This is a genomic window from Mycobacterium sp., assembly GCF_036273375.1.
GTDB lineage: Bacteria > Actinomycetota > Actinomycetes > Mycobacteriales > Mycobacteriaceae > Mycobacterium.
Genome location: NZ_DASUHS010000104.1, coordinates 1 through 15,641, shown reverse-complemented (window position 1 = coordinate 15,641; position 15,641 = coordinate 1). Strand labels below are relative to the sequence as shown.

The window sequence follows — 15,641 nt, the reverse complement described above, 5'->3', positions numbered from 1 at the left end:
ACAGTTGTGCGCCCGGGGTGATCGGCTCGCGGCGTCAGAGGTTGATCAAGCGTTCCAGCTCGGTGAGCCACGGGACGGCCAGGGCGACCGTGGGCACCACGAACACCGCTGCCGCGGCCAGGTATGCGACCGCCGACAACAGCGGGCTGTTGCCGCGTCCGCCCAGCCGGCGCACTCTGAGCACCGTGTTGGGGCCGCTCGCCGCGAGTGCGCCCGACGGGGTCCGCCCCGATGCGCATGCGACCAGTGCCCGGGCCAGGGGAGCGCGGCCCGCGGCGCGGACCGCCGCGTCGTCGGCGAGCAACTCGACCAGAAGCTGGACCGCGCCGAGCGCGTTGGCGCTGCGGACCAGCCGTGGGAAGGCCGCGTGCACGGCGGTGAAGGCTTCCAGCACCAGGTCGTGTCGCGCCCGCAGATGTGCGCGCTCGTGGGTGAGGATCGCCTCGACTTCGGGGTCGGCGAGCGTGCTCAGCGTTCCCTCGCTGACCACCACGCGGCTGCGCACGCCCGGCAGGCAGTAGGCGAGCGGTTGCGGAACGTCCAGCACGCGAAGATCGCGCGTGCGGGCGCAGGGCTGGGACAGCGCCGCGCCGTGGCCCACTCCGACCAGGTCGACCACCATGCGGTGGTGCGCCCGTCGTTTCCGGTTGGCGATGGCCACTTGGACCATCGCGACCATCAGCCGAACACCGACCAGCACGGTCAGGGTGAAGACGCTGATGTAGACCGTCCACAGCGGCCAGCCGAGGCGGTCGGCGGCGCCGACGATGCTGGTCGTGGGCCGCCCGTCGCGGCCGGGCATCAATAAACGGGTGGCGATCGCGATGCCGGCGCTGAACGCCGACAGGACGGCGGCCAGCGCGACGGCTTGCCAGAGCACCATTGCGGCGCGGGGAGCGCGCAGCGGCCAGCGCGCGCGGGCCAACATCGCCGGCACCGGGCCGGTCAGTAGCACCGCGAGGATGGTGAAAGCCAACGCGGACACACTGTTAGTGTCCCTCAGCCCTCCGGGCCAGCGCTAGCAGATGTCGAGTTCTTGCGTTGATTGGCTTCCAGTTCGGCGAGTGCGCGCCGCAGCGCCTCCGCCTCGTCGGCACCGACACGTTCGACGAAGTGCACCAGCGCGGCCTGTCTGCCGCCGGGATCTTCGGCCTGGGCCAGCGCGTCCACCATGAGTCCGGCGACCAGTTCGTCACGACCGTGCACCGGTGCGTACCGGTGTGCCCGGTCGTCGCGGATCTGGGAGACCAGGGTCTTCTTGGCTAACCGCTGCAGCACGGTCATGATCGTGGTGTAGGCCAGGTCACGCTGTGCCGACAACGCCTCATGGACCTGGCGAACGGTCTGAGGCTCGGGCGTGGACCACAGATGGTCCATGACGGCCCGTTCTAGATCCCCCAGCCGTGTCAGTTTGGCCATAGTTCGTTCATCTCCTGAGCGTCGGATCCAGCGTACTCCGGCTTACTACCGACGGTCGTACGGAAGCCTGACAAAACACTGTGTCGGCCGCCGCTGGCACCGCCGCGAACAATGAAGCACCATACAGCTTGCAAAGTTAGGGCAGCCTTGCCTATGCTGAACGAGTCGAGCGATACGGACCGTGTGAGAGTCCTGAGGGCTGCAGCGACCCCCGGTCTACTCGATCGGCGAGCCCCGTGCCTTGAAGGCACGGGGCCTCAGCCGTTTTGCCACAATTCCGTCGCGAGCATGCTTGCGGTGGCCATGGTGTAGACACATGGACGTGCCAGATCCGCAGAAAACGATCCTCCCGCCGGACTTCGCCGCACCCTTCGATCGCGAGATCGGGCTGCAATTCACCGAACTCGGCCCCGACGGTGCCCGCGCACAGCTCGAGGTCACGCCCAAGCTGTTGCAGCCGATGGGTTTGGTTCACGGTGGCGTTTACTGCTCGATGATCGAGAGCATGGCCAGTGTGGCCGCCTACACCTGGTTGGCCGCCCGCGGCGGCGGAAATGTGGTGGGAGTCAACAACAACACCGACTTCCTGCGCTCCATCGGGTCGGGCATGGTGTACGGCACCGTCGAGCCGATCCACCGCGGCCGAAGCCAGCAATTGTGGTTGGTCACCATCACCGACGGCGACGACCGGATCGTCGCCCGCGGTCAGGTGCGACTGCAGAATCTCGAGATTCGCGAAGGCTGATCAGCCGCCGCGCCAACTCATCTCCAATGAAATGCGGTGTCCAGCAACCGCATTGGAGGACGCCTCCGGCGACCGGCTAGCTGGCCCGCCTGGCCGGCGGCCGATTGGTCTCGGCCGCGAGCACAGCCAACTGTTCGAGCCGGGTCCGGGCGAACGCCTGCTGCTCGGTGATGGTGAGCTGGCCGCGCCGGGTGCTCAGGAACGTCACCGTCCAGGACAGCAGAGTGCTGATCTTGGTCTTGAATCCAACCAGGTAGACCAGGTGCAGCACCAGCCACGCGAACCAGGCGAACAGGCCGCTGAACTCGACCGGACCGATCTTGGCGACCGCGGAGAACCGCGACACCGTGGCCATCGAGCCCTTGTCGAAGTATTGGAATGGTTCCCGCTCGGCCGGGTTGGCACCACCGAGTTCAGCCTTGATGGTGCTCGCGACGTACTTTGCGCCCTGAATGGCGCCCTGCGCCACTCCCGGCACGCCTTCGACCGCGGCCAGGTCGCCGATGATGAATACGTTCGGGTGGCCGGGCACCGACAGGTCGGGCAGCACCTTGACGCGGCCGGCCCGGTCCAGTTCGACGGACGACTGATCGGCAAGGTCGCGGCCCAGCGGACTGGCTGACACGCCGGCGGACCAGACCTTGCAGGCCGATTCGATACGCCGAACGGTGCCGTCGGAATCCTTGACGGTGATGCCGTTGCGGTCGACGTCGGTCACCATCGCACCCAGCTGGATCTCCACGCCCATCTTCTCCAGCCGGGCCGCCGCGCGCTGACCCAGCTTGTCGCCGAACGGCGGCAGCACGGCGGGCGCGGCGTCAAGCAGGATGACCCGCGCCCTCGTCGAGTCGATGTGCCGGAAGGAGCCCTTCAATGTGTAGGACGCCAATTCTGCTATCTGCCCGGCCATTTCGACGCCGGTGGGGCCGGCCCCGATCACGGTGAACGTCAGTAGCTTGGCGCGTCGCTCCGGGTCGCGAGACCGCTCGGCCTGTTCGAACGCACTCAGGATCCGGCCCCGCACCTCTAGTGCATCGTCGATCGACTTCATGCCCGGGGCGAACTCGGCGAAATGGTCGTTGCCGAAATACGACTGGCCGGCGCCGGCGGCGACGATCAAGCTGTCGTAGGGAGTGTCGTAAGTGTGCCCGAGTAAGTCGGACACCACGAACTTGCCCTCCAGATCGATGTGCGTGACGTCGCCGAGCAGCACCTGAACATTGCGCTGGCGGCGCAGGACGACACGGGTGGGCGGTGCGATATCGCCTTCGGACACAATGCCCGTCGCCACCTGGTACAGCAGCGGCTGGAAAAGGTGGTGGGTGGTACGGGCGATCAGTTTGATGTCGACGCCTGTGTGCTTGAGTTTCTTTGCCGCGTTAAGTCCGCCGAATCCGGAGCCGATGATGACGACCTGATGCCGGCGCTCCGGTCCAGCTGGGATACCTGGCTGGGGGCTCATGATTCCGCTGCTCCTGACGGGGGCTTTTGGGCGCGCGACTGCGATTAGCCACCACGCTAATAATGCGGATACCCCGACACCTAGTTGATACGCATGTGTTGTTTGCAACACTAACGGTGTGCGGAGGTGAAATACCTGGTGGGCGGCGGCGACTGTGGCGTAGCTATCAGCCTATCGATACGACGCGGCCGTCACTGACCGGAGCCTTCTCCCGCGCAGTGGTCGTGGCCGTCCTGAATCGTTCCGCCGGGGGCGCGCCCCAGCGCCGCCGCCTCAGCCTCTTCGCGTGTCGGACCCCAGCCGCCGAAGTATCTGGATTTGGCCGCGTTCAAGACGAGGGCCACGCACCCACCCTGCCCGCTCGCCAGCAGACGACAGTCGCTGATGCTCTTGCGGCACGTCTCCATGACCGACTTCTCGGCCGCGCCCTGGCTGGATGCTCCGTCGGCGATGTTGATGCGGCCGGTGGAGTCCGATATCGCCATGGCGATCCAGTCGTTGTCGGCGAGCGCGATGGGAGTCGGGGCGAACGCCACGCCGATCGCGATCGCCACCAAGGCTCGTTTCTTCATGGCGGTCCCGGCCCTTTGCTTATGCGCTGCGCCGTCGTGGCACAGGTAAACGCTGCTACACGGAAGTATTACCGCGGCATGGCCAATTCGCGACTCCACACGACCGGCACCGGCTACAGGCCCACGAGCGGACGCAGCGCCTCGCCGGCCGCCTCAATGACACCGGGTGTGTAGAAGGGCAGATTGATGATCACGCCGTCGACGCCCGCGTCGATCACCTTGGTCTTGATCTGATCGGCGACCGAATCCGGCGTGCCGACCACCATCCGCTGCGTCATCTCGGCGGGAACCTGGTCGAGGCTTGCGTTTTCGTCGATCAACACCGTGGTCAGCGTGCTGGTTTCCAGGGTGGCGGGGTCGCGGCCCACCTCGTCGCAGGACCTGCGCACGGCGTCGAGCTTGCGCGGCAGCTCGTCAAAACCGGCGATCACGTTGAGGTGGTCGAAATGGCGTGCAGCGAGCGGGATCGTCTTCTTCTCCCCGCTGCCGCCGATCATCAGCGGAATGTGGTCCCGGAAGCGGGGATTGGCGAACGCCTCGCTGGTTTGATACCACTTGCCCGAGAAAGTGGCCCGCTCGCCCTTGATCATCGGCAGGATGATCTCCAGGGCCTCGTCGAGCCGGTTGAATCTGTCGGTGAAGGTGCCGAACTCGAAGCCCAGCTGATCGTGCTCGAGCTGAAACCATCCGGTACCGATGCCCAGAATCGCCCGGCCCTGGCTCACCACGTCCAGCGTGGTGATGGTCTTAGCGAGCAGACTCGGGTTTCGGTACGAATTGCCGGTCACCAAGGTGCCCAGCTGTACCCGCTCGGTTGCGGTGGCCAGCGCCCCCAGGGCGGTGTAGGCCTCCAGCATCGGCTGATCGGGCGATCCCAACATCGGCAGTTGGTAGAAGTGGTCCATCACGAAAACCGAATCGAATCCGGCGGATTCGGCTTCGCGGGCTTGGGCGATGACGGTGGGGAAGAGTTGCTCAACCCCGGTGCCGTAGGAGAAGTTGGGAATCTGCAGACCGAGTCGAATAGCCACGAGAATTACCGTAGCGATCGACCCCGCCCGGGAGAAGGGTGCGCGCTACGCCTCAGGCGAAACGAGCTAGCGCGCCGTGGCTCACGTGCAAGGTCTGACCGGTGATGTGCCGAGCCGCCGACGTGGTCAAGAACAACGCCAACCGGGCCGCCTCGGCCGCCACCGGCGCCGGCGTGCGGGAGAGTCCGTCGTAGCCGGCCTCGGCGCTGCGTCCACTCGCTACGACGTTGACCGTAATTCCGCGGGTGCCGAAAATGCTTGCTTGGCCGGCAGTCCAGTTAGACAGCGTCGCCTTGATCGCGGCGTCGGCACTTCCCGCCGGCGGGTTCTCGGGCACCACACTGATGATGGAGCCGCCCGAGCGCAGATGGTCACCTACGGCCTGCACGGTCAGCACTGCCGAAAGCACCGTCGCGTCAAGGGCATTGCGCCAGGCGTCGGCCGTATCGGCGATCGAATAGGTGCGTGGGTCGCCTGCGTCCCAGGTTGGTGCCGGCACGTTGACGATGGTGTCCAGATGATGCGGGAACAGGGGACGGGCCTCTTCGAGGCTGGCCGGGTCGGTGGTGTCGCAGACGATCGCATCGACCTCGAGCTCCTTGGCGGCGATCTCCAGTTCACTTTTACGTGCGCCCACGAGGGTCACTTTGTGGCCGTCATCGCGGAAGCCCTCGGCTACCGTGCGCCCCAGGTCCGTGTCTCCGCCGGTAACCAGCACCTCCACTGCCATGACCTCCTCGTGTTCACGCGTTATGGCATCGATCCCACATATGTTACTGGACAGTAGCTAGTCGGCGAAACTCGCCACGGCGCGACGCGCGGATCATTTGCGTAACTATTTGGTCGCTACTTTCTTGCGGCGATTCAACCGCCGAGCGCACCGCATTATCGGCGGGCTAGGGTTCATCCATGCGTCGGATCGCGATCCTGGCCGCTGTTGTTTCGACGGTTCTGACGGCGGGCCTGATCGGATGTGGTCCGAAGTCGCCCTCGCCGCAGACCTCCCCGACATCCGACAAGGTCATGGTGTTCGCCGCGGCGTCGCTGAAGCCGGCGTTCACCCAGATCAGCCAGCAGTTCAAGAACGAGAATCCGGGCATCGGCGTCGACTTCGAGTTCGCCGGGTCTTCCGACCTGGCCACTCAGTTGACGCAGGGCGCGACTGCCGACGTCTTCGCCTCGGCCGACACCGCCCAGATGGACAAGGTCAGCAAGGCCGGGTTGCTGACCGGCAACCCGACGAACTTCGCGTCGAACACCTTGGTGATCGTCACCCTCCCGGGCAACCCAAAGGCAATCAATTCCTTCGCCGACCTGGCCAAGCCCGGCCTCAACGTGGTGATCTGCCAGCAACCGGTGCCGTGCGGCGCGGCGACGCAGCGCGTCGAAGACAGCACCGGGGTGCGTCTCAACCCGGTCAGCGAGGAACTCAGCGTGACGGATGCCCTCAACAAGGTCACCAGCGGCCAGGCCGACGCCGCGCTGGTCTATGTCACCGACGCCAAGTCCGCCGGCAACAAGGTCGCGACTGTGAACTTCCCGGAGGCCGCCAACGCGGTGAACGTCTATCCCATTGGCGTGCTGAAGAAGGCGCCGCTGGCCCCGCAAGGGCAGAAGTTCGTCGACCTGGTGACCTCACCGACCGGGCAACAGATCTTGGCCCAGGCCGGCTTCGCGAAGCCCTGAGGCGCGGGTGCACCGGCCGACGCATCTGCCCCGCTGGGTGTATGTCCCCGCGGCGGTGGGGACCGTCTTCGTGGTGCTGCCGCTGCTGGCGATCGCGGTCAAAGTCGATTGGCCGCATTTCTGGTCGCTGATCACCAGCTCATCGTCGAGGACCGCGTTGTTGCTGAGCCTGAAGACCGCCGCGGCCAGCACGGTGCTGTGCGTGGCGCTGGGGGTGCCGATGGCGCTGGTGCTGGCACGCAGCACGGCGCGCGTGATCCGGTTACTTCGGCCGCTGATTCTGCTGCCCCTGGTGCTGCCGCCGGTGGTGGGCGGAATCGCGCTGCTGTACGCCTTCGGCCGGCTCGGTCTGCTCGGGCGCTACCTGGAAGCCGCCGGTGTCAGCATCGCGTTCAGCACCACCGCCGTGGTGCTCGCACAGACCTTCGTCTCGCTGCCGTTCCTGGTGATTTCTTTGGAGGGCGCCGCGCGCACCGCAGGCGCCGATTTCGAGGTGGTGGCCGCGACCCTGGGGGCGCGTCCGAGCGTCGTCTGGTGGCGCGTCACCCTGCCGCTGCTGTTGCCGGGTGTGTTGTCGGGGGCGGTGCTGGCCTTCGCCCGCTCGCTGGGCGAGTTCGGCGCGACGCTGACGTTCGCCGGATCGCGGCAGGGGGTGACCCGCACGCTGCCGCTGGAGATCTACCTGCAACGGGTAACCGACGCCAATGCCGCTGTGGCGCTGTCGATCCTGCTGGTGGTGGTGGCGGCCGTGGTGGTGCTGGGCCTGGGCACTCGCCGGCTAGCCGGAACCGACACCGGATGACCATGAGCGAGTTGCAACTGCGCGCGGTCGTCGCGGACCGCCATGTGGACGTGGAGTTCTCCGTTGCCGCCGGCGAGGTGCTCGCCGTGCTCGGACCCAACGGCGCGGGCAAATCGACGGTGCTGCACGTCATCGCGGGGCTGGTACGTCCCGATGACGGCGTGGTGCGGCTGGGGAACCGGGACCTGACCGACACGGCGGCCGGGATAGACGTGGCTACACACGATCGCCGGGTCGGGCTACTGCTACAGGACGCGTTGCTGTTCCCGCACATGAGCGTGGCCGCCAATGTCGCTTTCGGACCGCACAGCCGGCGCGCGAGGTTGCGCACGGCTCGCGGCGCCCAGACAGCGACGGCGCTGCGCTGGCTGCGGGAGGTGGATGCCGAGCGCTTCGCCGACCGGAAACCGCGACAGCTGTCCGGCGGACAGGCCCAGCGAGTCGCGATCGCCCGGGCGCTGGCGGCCGAACCCGACGTGTTGCTGCTCGACGAACCGCTGGCCGGCCTCGACGTCGCCGCGGCCGCCGCGGTCCGGTCGGTGTTGCGCAACGTCATCACCCGCATCGGCTGCGCGGCGATCCTGGTCACCCACGACCTGCTGGATGTGTTCACCCTGGCCGATCGCGTCCTGGTGCTGGAGTCCGGCAAGATCGCCGAAATCGGCCCGGTAGCCGAGGTTCTCAGCACACCGCGCAGTCATTTCGCGGCCCGCATCGCGGGCATCAACCTGGTGAATGGAACCGTTGCCAGCGACGGCTCGTTGCGCGCGGACGCCGGCGACCGCTGGTATGCGGCCGCTGCGGCGAGCGGCGAACCGCTCTCGCCGGAGCAGCATGCGATCGCAGTGTTCCCGCCAACGGCCGTAGCCGTCTATCGCGATCGCCCGCACGGGAGCCCCCGCAACACCGTTGAGGTCACCGTGGCCGAGTTGGATATCCGCGGACCGGCGGTGTGGGTGCGTGGCGCGCAGCAAGCCGACGGTGCCCCGGGCCTCGCCGCCGAGATCACCGTCGACGCCGCTTCGGAGCTGCAATTGGTGCCCGGGGATCAAGTGTGGTTCTCGGTCAAGGCCCATGAGGTGTCGCTGCATCCCGCCGCCCGCTGAGACGCTCGGCGCACGGCGTCGCGGCCCTTTCAACGTTGCACATTGGCAACATCGGCAAATCCGCGCAGCATTAGTCCGCAATGCACCCTTGCGTCACAGCGGTAACACGGTAGGTTCGTCGCCATGGAGCAGGTGAACCCGACCTCGACCCGTCGCAAAGGACTGTGGACGACGCTGGCGATCACCACGGTGACCGGTGCCAGCGCAGTCGCCATCGCGTTGCCGGCGATTTCTAGCGCCGATCCCGAGGTGCCGACGCCGGTGCCGCCGAGCTCGGCCACGGCCCCGCCGGGGGCGCCGGCGACCAACGCGCCGCCGGCCGCCCCGGCGCCCAACGGTCAACCGGCGCCGGGTGACCCCAACGCGGCGCCACCGCCGCCGCTCAACCCCAACGGGGCACCGCCGCCGCCCGTCGACCCGAATGCACCGCCGCCACCGCCGGCCGACCCGAACGCCGGTCGGATCACCAACGCGGTCGGGGGATTCAGCTACGTCCTGCCCGCCGGCTGGGTGGAGTCGGACGCATCGCACCTCGACTACGGCTCGGCGCTGCTGAGCAAGGTCACCGGCCCCCCGCCGGCGCCCGACCAGCCACCACCGGTCGCCAACGACACTCGCATCGTGATGGGCCGCCTGGACCAAAAGCTCTACGCCAGTGCGGAAGCCAACAATGCTAAGGCCGCGGTGCGGCTGGGGTCGGACATGGGCGAGTTCTTCCTGCCCTATCCGGGCACCCGGATCAACCAGGACGCCACCCCGCTCAACGGAAGCAACGGGAGCACCGGGAGCGCGTCGTACTACGAAGTCAAGTTCAGCGATGCGTCCAAGCCGAGCGGCCAGATCTGGACGGGCGTCATCGGTTCGGCTAACGGTGGGACCGCCCAACGCTGGTTCGTGGTGTGGCTCGGAACCTCGAACGACCCGGTGGACAGGGGTGCTGCCAAAGCGCTCACCGAGTCGATCCAGGCGTGGACACCGCCCGCGGCAGGAGGCCCCGCCGCGCCGGGGGCGCCCGGAACGCCCGCAGCGCCAGGAGCGCCCGCACCGGCGCCGGCGGCGCCCGGAGCACCGGCACCCGGAACACCCGCGGCTCCGGGGGCGCCCGCGGCTCCGGCGGCACCGGGAGCACCCGCGCCGGCTCCGGGTGGCGCGCCGGCCTCCGAGGTCAGCCCGACCCCCACACCGACACCGCAGCAGACGCTCTCGGCCTGACCGCGCCGCTCGACCGGCGCGAAACCGACTGGCTAACCGTCGCCAATTCGGCACTCATTTCGTGACCCAAACTGGGTATACCGAAATGACGGCCCAGCAAATAGCTGGGCTTTGCCAGCGATTGCAAGGAGACTTTCATGACTGTCATGGCAGCTACCGAATTTCTTGCCCGCTCCAGCACTTTGACCAGCGTCGGCTGGATCGGTTACATCATCATCGGCGGTCTCGCCGGAGCCCTCGCCAGCAGGATCATCAGGGGCAGCGGAGCGGGCATCGTGATGGACATTGTCATCGGTATCGTGGGCGCACTGATCGGTGGCTTCATCCTCAGCTTCTTTGTTAACACCGCTGGTGGCGGAATCATTTTCACCTTCATCACGGCGCTGATCGGCGCCCTGCTCCTGCTCTGGATTGTCGGCATGGTGCGCCGCAGGACGTAATCGGCTTAACCCGTTGCGGCCGTGGTGGTTAGCGGCATGATGGATTGATGCCTCCGCCGGTGACCACCACGGCAATGCGCGCCTGGCGCGTACGTCGACCCGGACCGATGAACACCGGCCCGCTGGAGCAAGTCACCACCGAGGTACCACGCCCAGGACCGTCCGAACTGCTGGTGGCCGTGCGCGCGTGCGGGGTCTGCCGCACCGACCTGCACGTCACCGAAGGTGACCTGCCGGTCCACCGCGACCGGGTCACTCCGGGCCACGAAGTGGTCGGTGAGGTCATCGAGATGGGTTCTGAGGCCGGTGGCGAATTCCGGGTGGGGGACCGGGTAGGCATCGCCTGGCTGCGCCACACCTGCGGCGTATGCAAATACTGCCGTCGCGGCGACGAGAACTTATGCCCCCACTCCCGATACACCGGCTGGGACGCCGACGGCGGCTACGCCGAATTCATCACTGTCCCGGCCACTTTCGCGCACCCACTCCCGAGCGGCTACAGCGATACCGAGCTGGCGCCGTTGCTGTGTGCGGGCATCATCGGCTACCGCTCGCTGCTGCGCGCCGAGCTGCCGCCCGGTGGGCGCCTAGGCCTGTACGGCTTCGGCGGCAGCGCGCACATCACCGCGCAGGTGGCGCTGGCGCAGGGCGCCGAAGTGCACGTGATGACCCGCGGATCCCAGGCGCAAGAACTGGCGTTGGAGCTCGGGGCGGCGTCGGCACAAGGCGCCACCGATCCGCCCCCGGTGCCGCTGGATGCCGCGATCTTGTTTGCTCCGGTAGGTGATCTGGTGCTGCCCGCCCTGGAGGCGCTGGACCGCGGCGGCACCCTGGCGATCGCCGGGATCCACCTGTCCGACATCCGGGTCCTGAACTACCAGCGTCACCTGTTCCAGGAACGCCAGGTCCGATCGGTCACGTCCAATACCCGGGCGGACGCGCGGGCATTCCTCGAGTTCGCGGGAAATCACCACATCGAGGTGACGACGCCGGAATATCCGCTTGGACAGGCGGATCGGGCGCTGGCGGATCTGAGCACCGGGCGCATCGCCGGTGCGGCGGTGCTGCTGGTCTGATTCGGCGTCAACTCGACAGGTGCCACACCAACGCTGCGGCCAGTGCGCCGAGCCCGTTCAACGACCAGTGCAAGGCGATGGGCGCGATCAGGCTGCCGCTGCGCCGGCGCAGCCAGCTGAAGACGAATCCAGCGGCCCCGGTCGCCAGCACCGCCCCGGTCACCCCGACCATCATGCCCACCAGCCCGCCGCCGAACAGCCGGGTGAAACCCACGTTGCTGCTGGTCAGCCCAAAGGACGTGGCGACGTGCCACAACCCGAACAACAGCGAACCCGCCAGCGCGACGCCGCGAAAGCCCCAGGCCCGGTTGAGCGCGCCGTGCAAAACACCCCGAAACGCCAGTTCCTCGGGAATCACGGTCTGCAGCGGAATGACGACCATCGAGGCGACCATCGCCCCGGAGATCGTGGCGTAGCGGTTGTTCATGAACATCGGCCGCGTCGCAGGCAGCAGCACGCCCAGCGCGATCACCGACGCCACGACGGCCACGGCGGCCAGCGCGTAACCGAGGCCAGGCTTCCAGTGCTCACGCCCTAGGCCGAGGTCCGCCCAGCCCAAACCTCGGCAGCGCATCAAGATGACCAGCCCGACGGCCGCGGCCGGGACGGTGGCGATACTCGCCCACGGGGTGGTGAAGTGCGCGATCAGGTTGGTCAGCACCAACACCACGACGACGACGACGATGTCGAGGTGGACCCGGAATCGGTGCAGCGCCGAGAGCTTGGACACCGCGGGGTGAATGTCGGCTGTCCCCGTGGCGTCAAGCATCCGACCAGTTTACCGGCGCCGACTGTCCGGCCGGGTCGACGAGATTGCCGTCACGGTCGTGAATGGCCCCGAACCGCCATCACGGCAGTCAGATCACTCAGCCGTCCAGGTCCAGCCGGCGATCCGCGGGTCGTCCTCACCGTGCTCGCGGGTGTACATCCGCGCCGCGAGGCGGGCGTCGACCATGCGCTGTCGCAGCATGGCGGCGCGACCGGCCAGCCCGTCCACCCGGTCAATCACGTCCATGACCAGGTGGAAGCGGTCCAGATCGTTGAGCATCACCATGTCAAAGGGCGTAGTCGTGGTGCCGCGCTCCTTGAAGCCGCGCACGTGCAGGTGGGCGTGGTTGGCGCGGCTGTAAGTTAGCCGGTGGATCAGCCAGGGATAGCCGTGGTAGGCGAAGATGACCGGCTTGTCGCGGGTGAACAGCGCGTCGAACTCGCGGTCCGGCAGGCCGTGCGGGTGCTCGGAATCCGGCTGCAGCCGCATCAAGTCGACGACGTTGATCACCCGGACGCCCAGCTCGGGCAGTTCGGAGCGCAGGATGCCGGCGGCGGCCAGCGTCTCCAAGGTGGGGATGTCGCCGGCACAGGCCAGCACCACGTCGGGTTCGTCGGTGGCCGTACTCGCCCAGGGCCAGATGCCCAGGCCGCGCGTGCAGTGCGCGATCGCTTCGTCCATGTCGAGGTAGGCCAGCGCGGGCTGCTTGCCGGCGACGATGACGTTGATGTAGTCACGGCTGCGTAGGCAGTGATCGGCCACCGAGAGCAGCGTGTTGCCGTCCGGCGGCAGGTAGACGCGGGTCAGCTCCGGTCGCTTGTTGGCGACGAGGTCGATGAAGCCCGGGTCCTGGTGGGACGCGCCGTTGTGGTCCTGCCGCCAGACGTGCGAGCTGAGCAGGTAGTTGAGCGACGCGATCGGCCGCCGCCACGGCAATTCCCGGCTGGTGGCAAGCCATTTCGCGTGCTGATTCATCATCGAGTCGACGATGTGCACGAACGCTTCGTAGCAGTTGAACAACCCGTGCCGCCCGGTCAGCAGGTAGCCCTCCAGCCAGCCCTGGCACAGGTGCTCGGAGAGCACCTCCATCACGTGGCCGTCGGGCGCCAGGTGCTCGTCGTCGGGCTCGACCTCCGAAAGCCACACCTTGTCGGTCGACCCGAAGACCGCGTCGAGCCGATTGGAGGCCGTCTCGTCGGGTCCCATCAACCGGAAGCGGTCCCGGTTGCGGGCGATCACGTCGCGCAGGAACGCGCCGAGCACCCGGGTGGCCTCGTGGGTGGCGGCCGCCGGCCGCTCGACGGCCACGGCGTAGTCGCGAAAGTCCGGCAGGTCCAGATCGTGCAGCAACAGCCCGCCGTTGGCGTGCGGGTTGGCGCTCATCCGGCGGTCTCCGGTGGGTGCCAGCGCTCGCAATTCGTCACGCAGCCTGCCGTTTTCGTCGAAAAGCTGGTCGGGCGCATAGCTGCGCAGCCATTCCTCGAGCTGGGCGCGGTGCTTCGGATTGTCGTGCGTCTCGGACAGCGGCACCTGATGCGAACGCCAGGTGCCCTCGACCTTCTTGCCGTCCACCACCTTGGGTCCGGTCCAGCCTTTGGGCGTGCGCAGCACGATCATCGGCCACACCGGTCGCTCGGCCTGACCGCCACCGCGGGCCGCGGCCTGGATCGCCGTGATGTCGTCGAACGCGTCGTCGAGGGCGGCGGCCAGTTGCTGGTGCACGTCGGCCGGGTCGTCGCCGGCGACGGTGATCGGCCGGTAGCCGTAGCCGCGCAGCAGCGATTCCAGCTCGTCGTGCGGGATGCGGGCCAGCACCGTCGGGTTGGCGATCTTGTAGCCGTTGAGCGCCAGGATGGGCAGCACGGCGCCGTCGGTCACCGGGTTGAGGAACTTGTTGGAATGCCAGCTCGCGGCCAGCGGCCCGGTTTCGGCCTCGCCGTCACCCACGACGCAGGCCACCACCAGGTATGGATTGTCCAGGGCCGCGCCATAGGCGTGCACCAGGGCGTAGCCGAGCTCACCGCCCTCGTGGATGGAGCCCGGCGTCTGGGCCGCCACGTGGCTGGGGATGCCGCCGGGGAAGGAGAACTGCCGGAACAGCTTGCGCAGCCCTTCGGTGTCCTCCTCGATGCCGGTGTACACCTCGCTGTAGGTGCCTTCCAGGTAGGCGTTGGCGACCAGCCCGGGCCCGCCGTGACCCGGCCCGGTCACGTAGATGATGTCGGCGTCGCGGTCGCGGATGATCCGGTTGAGGTGCGCATAGATGAGGTTGAGCCCGGGCGTGGTGCCCCAGTGCCCCAACAACCGCGGTTTGACGTGCTCGGTCGACAACGTCTCGTGGAGCAACGGGTTGTCCAGCAGGTAGATCTGTCCGACCGACAAATAATTGGCGGCGCGCCAGTACTTGTCGAGGAGAGCGAGTTCGTCGTCGGAGAGCGGAGATTGCGAGGGCGCGGGGGTTCGGGTTTCTAGGCTCACTCGGCCGATTGTCCGCGCCTTCGGTGAACAACGCTCGCCCGCAATTACTCGTCGCCGCGGGCGCGGGCCTCGTACGCCTGGCGCTTCGCGACGTCGACGTCGTCGGTGAAGACGTGGTCACCGCCGAGCATCCGGTTGAGCGCCTCCGCCATCCGGCGCGGCCAGAACTTCTGGGACACCACCATTGCGCCCGCCGCTTTGGTGATCCGCACCCGGGGCTTGGGGTGTGCCACCAGGTTGACGATCGCGTCGGCGATCTCGGCGGGCTCGGCGTTGCGGAACCCTTTCATGCCGGGAGTCCCGGCGACCAGCTCGGTGTTGACGAACGTCGGCAACACCACGGAGAACTTGACCCCGGCCGACCGATACTCGAGCCGGGCGGAGTCGGTGAACGCGACCACCGCGTGCTTGCTGGCGCAGTAGGTAGCCAGGCCGACGATGTTGAGCTCGCCGGCCAGCGAGGCGACGTTGATGACGTGCCCCTTGCCGCGGGGGACCATGCGCTGGGCGGCCAGCTTGCTGCCCAGCACCACGCCGTAGACGTTGATGTCCAGGATCCGCCGGCTGACCACGTCCGGCTCGTCGATGATCCTGCCGACCGGCATGATGCCGGCGTTGTTGATCAGCACGTCGATCGGGCCGAGCTGACGTTCGACCTCGTCCAGGAAATCGGAGAACGAGTGCGGATCGGTGACGTCGAGCTTCCCGTAGACGTCGAGGCCCAGGTCGGCGCCAGACTCCTTCACCCGCATCTCGTCGACATCGCCGATGGCGACCTTGGCACCCAGTTTGTGCAGTGCGGTCGCGGTGGCCAGCCCGATTCCCCGGGCGCCACCGGTGATC

General features: G+C 67.5%; 16 protein-coding genes. 7 read left to right on the top strand and 9 right to left on the bottom strand.

Features of this window, described 5'->3' with window-relative positions; all coding sequences use genetic code 11:
* Window positions 1-34: 34 nt before the first annotated feature.
* Both VFW69_RS10300 and VFW69_RS10295 read right to left on the bottom strand, forming a co-directional pair.
* Window positions 35-985: a M56 family metallopeptidase gene (locus tag VFW69_RS10300; RefSeq protein ID WP_526500805.1), complete on the bottom strand. Its 951-nt coding sequence runs from the start codon at window positions 983-985 to the stop codon at window positions 35-37.
* A gap of 14 nt (window positions 986-999) precedes the next feature.
* Window positions 1,000-1,419: a BlaI/MecI/CopY family transcriptional regulator gene (locus VFW69_RS10295; RefSeq protein WP_526500803.1), complete on the bottom strand. Its 420-nt coding sequence runs from the start codon at window positions 1,417-1,419 to the stop codon at window positions 1,000-1,002.
* Between the two features lie 316 nt (window positions 1,420-1,735).
* Here VFW69_RS10295 and VFW69_RS10290 point away from each other — a divergent pair, with 316 nt between their 5' ends.
* Entirely contained in the window at window positions 1,736-2,164 is a 429-nt protein-coding gene (locus VFW69_RS10290) for a PaaI family thioesterase (protein ID WP_526500801.1), read from the top strand.
* 76 nt (window positions 2,165-2,240) lie between these two features.
* On the opposite strand, the gene ndh is transcribed toward VFW69_RS10290, so the two are convergent.
* From ndh to VFW69_RS10270, 4 genes are all read right to left on the bottom strand, one after another.
* Window positions 2,241-3,626 (bottom strand): type II NADH:quinone oxidoreductase Ndh, encoded by a 1,386-nt coding sequence (ndh, locus tag VFW69_RS10285; RefSeq protein ID WP_526500799.1) that lies wholly within the window; start codon window positions 3,624-3,626, stop codon window positions 2,241-2,243.
* 191 nt (window positions 3,627-3,817) lie between these two features.
* A complete protein-coding gene (locus VFW69_RS10280; protein ID WP_526500797.1) occupies window positions 3,818-4,198 on the bottom strand; it encodes a DUF4189 domain-containing protein in 381 nt (126 codons plus the stop codon).
* A 113-nt stretch (window positions 4,199-4,311) separates the two neighbouring features.
* Window positions 4,312-5,229 (bottom strand): LLM class F420-dependent oxidoreductase, encoded by a 918-nt coding sequence (locus VFW69_RS10275; RefSeq protein WP_526500795.1) that lies wholly within the window; start codon window positions 5,227-5,229, stop codon window positions 4,312-4,314.
* A 52-nt stretch (window positions 5,230-5,281) separates the two neighbouring features.
* Window positions 5,282-5,959, bottom strand: a complete 678-nt coding sequence (locus VFW69_RS10270) for an SDR family oxidoreductase (protein ID WP_526500793.1) — start codon at window positions 5,957-5,959, stop codon at window positions 5,282-5,284.
* Between the two features lie 179 nt (window positions 5,960-6,138).
* On the opposite strand from VFW69_RS10270, the gene modA reads away from it, so the two are divergent.
* From modA to VFW69_RS10240, 6 genes are all read left to right on the top strand, one after another.
* Window positions 6,139-6,915, top strand: coding sequence for a molybdate ABC transporter substrate-binding protein (modA, locus tag VFW69_RS10265; protein ID WP_526500790.1), 777 nt, complete (start codon window positions 6,139-6,141; stop codon window positions 6,913-6,915).
* Window positions 6,916-6,922: 7 nt separating this feature from the next.
* Window positions 6,923-7,717 (top strand): ABC transporter permease, encoded by a 795-nt coding sequence (locus tag VFW69_RS10260; protein ID WP_526500788.1) that lies wholly within the window; start codon window positions 6,923-6,925, stop codon window positions 7,715-7,717.
* Window positions 7,718-7,719: 2 nt separating this feature from the next.
* A complete protein-coding gene (locus VFW69_RS10255) occupies window positions 7,720-8,823 on the top strand; it encodes a sulfate/molybdate ABC transporter ATP-binding protein (protein WP_526500786.1) in 1,104 nt (367 codons plus the stop codon).
* A 123-nt stretch (window positions 8,824-8,946) separates the two neighbouring features.
* Window positions 8,947-10,035, top strand: a complete 1,089-nt coding sequence (locus tag VFW69_RS10250; RefSeq protein WP_526500784.1) for an APA family fibronectin-binding glycoprotein — start codon at window positions 8,947-8,949, stop codon at window positions 10,033-10,035.
* 137 nt (window positions 10,036-10,172) lie between these two features.
* Window positions 10,173-10,475, top strand: a complete 303-nt coding sequence (locus VFW69_RS10245) for a GlsB/YeaQ/YmgE family stress response membrane protein (protein WP_526500782.1) — start codon at window positions 10,173-10,175, stop codon at window positions 10,473-10,475.
* A gap of 47 nt (window positions 10,476-10,522) precedes the next feature.
* Window positions 10,523-11,551 (top strand): zinc-binding alcohol dehydrogenase family protein, encoded by a 1,029-nt coding sequence (locus tag VFW69_RS10240; RefSeq protein WP_526500780.1) that lies wholly within the window; start codon window positions 10,523-10,525, stop codon window positions 11,549-11,551.
* A 7-nt stretch (window positions 11,552-11,558) separates the two neighbouring features.
* On the opposite strand, the gene VFW69_RS10235 is transcribed toward VFW69_RS10240, so the two are convergent.
* From VFW69_RS10235 to VFW69_RS10225, 3 genes are all read right to left on the bottom strand, one after another.
* Complete coding sequence (locus VFW69_RS10235) at window positions 11,559-12,320, bottom strand: CPBP family intramembrane glutamic endopeptidase (RefSeq protein ID WP_526500778.1); 762 nt, start codon at window positions 12,318-12,320, stop codon at window positions 11,559-11,561.
* 93 nt (window positions 12,321-12,413) lie between these two features.
* Complete coding sequence (locus VFW69_RS10230; RefSeq protein ID WP_526500776.1) at window positions 12,414-14,798, bottom strand: phosphoketolase family protein; 2,385 nt, start codon at window positions 14,796-14,798, stop codon at window positions 12,414-12,416.
* Between the two features lie 44 nt (window positions 14,799-14,842).
* Window positions 14,843-15,640: an SDR family NAD(P)-dependent oxidoreductase gene (locus VFW69_RS10225; protein ID WP_526500774.1), complete on the bottom strand. Its 798-nt coding sequence runs from the start codon at window positions 15,638-15,640 to the stop codon at window positions 14,843-14,845.
* Between the last annotated feature and the right edge of the window lies 1 nt (window position 15,641).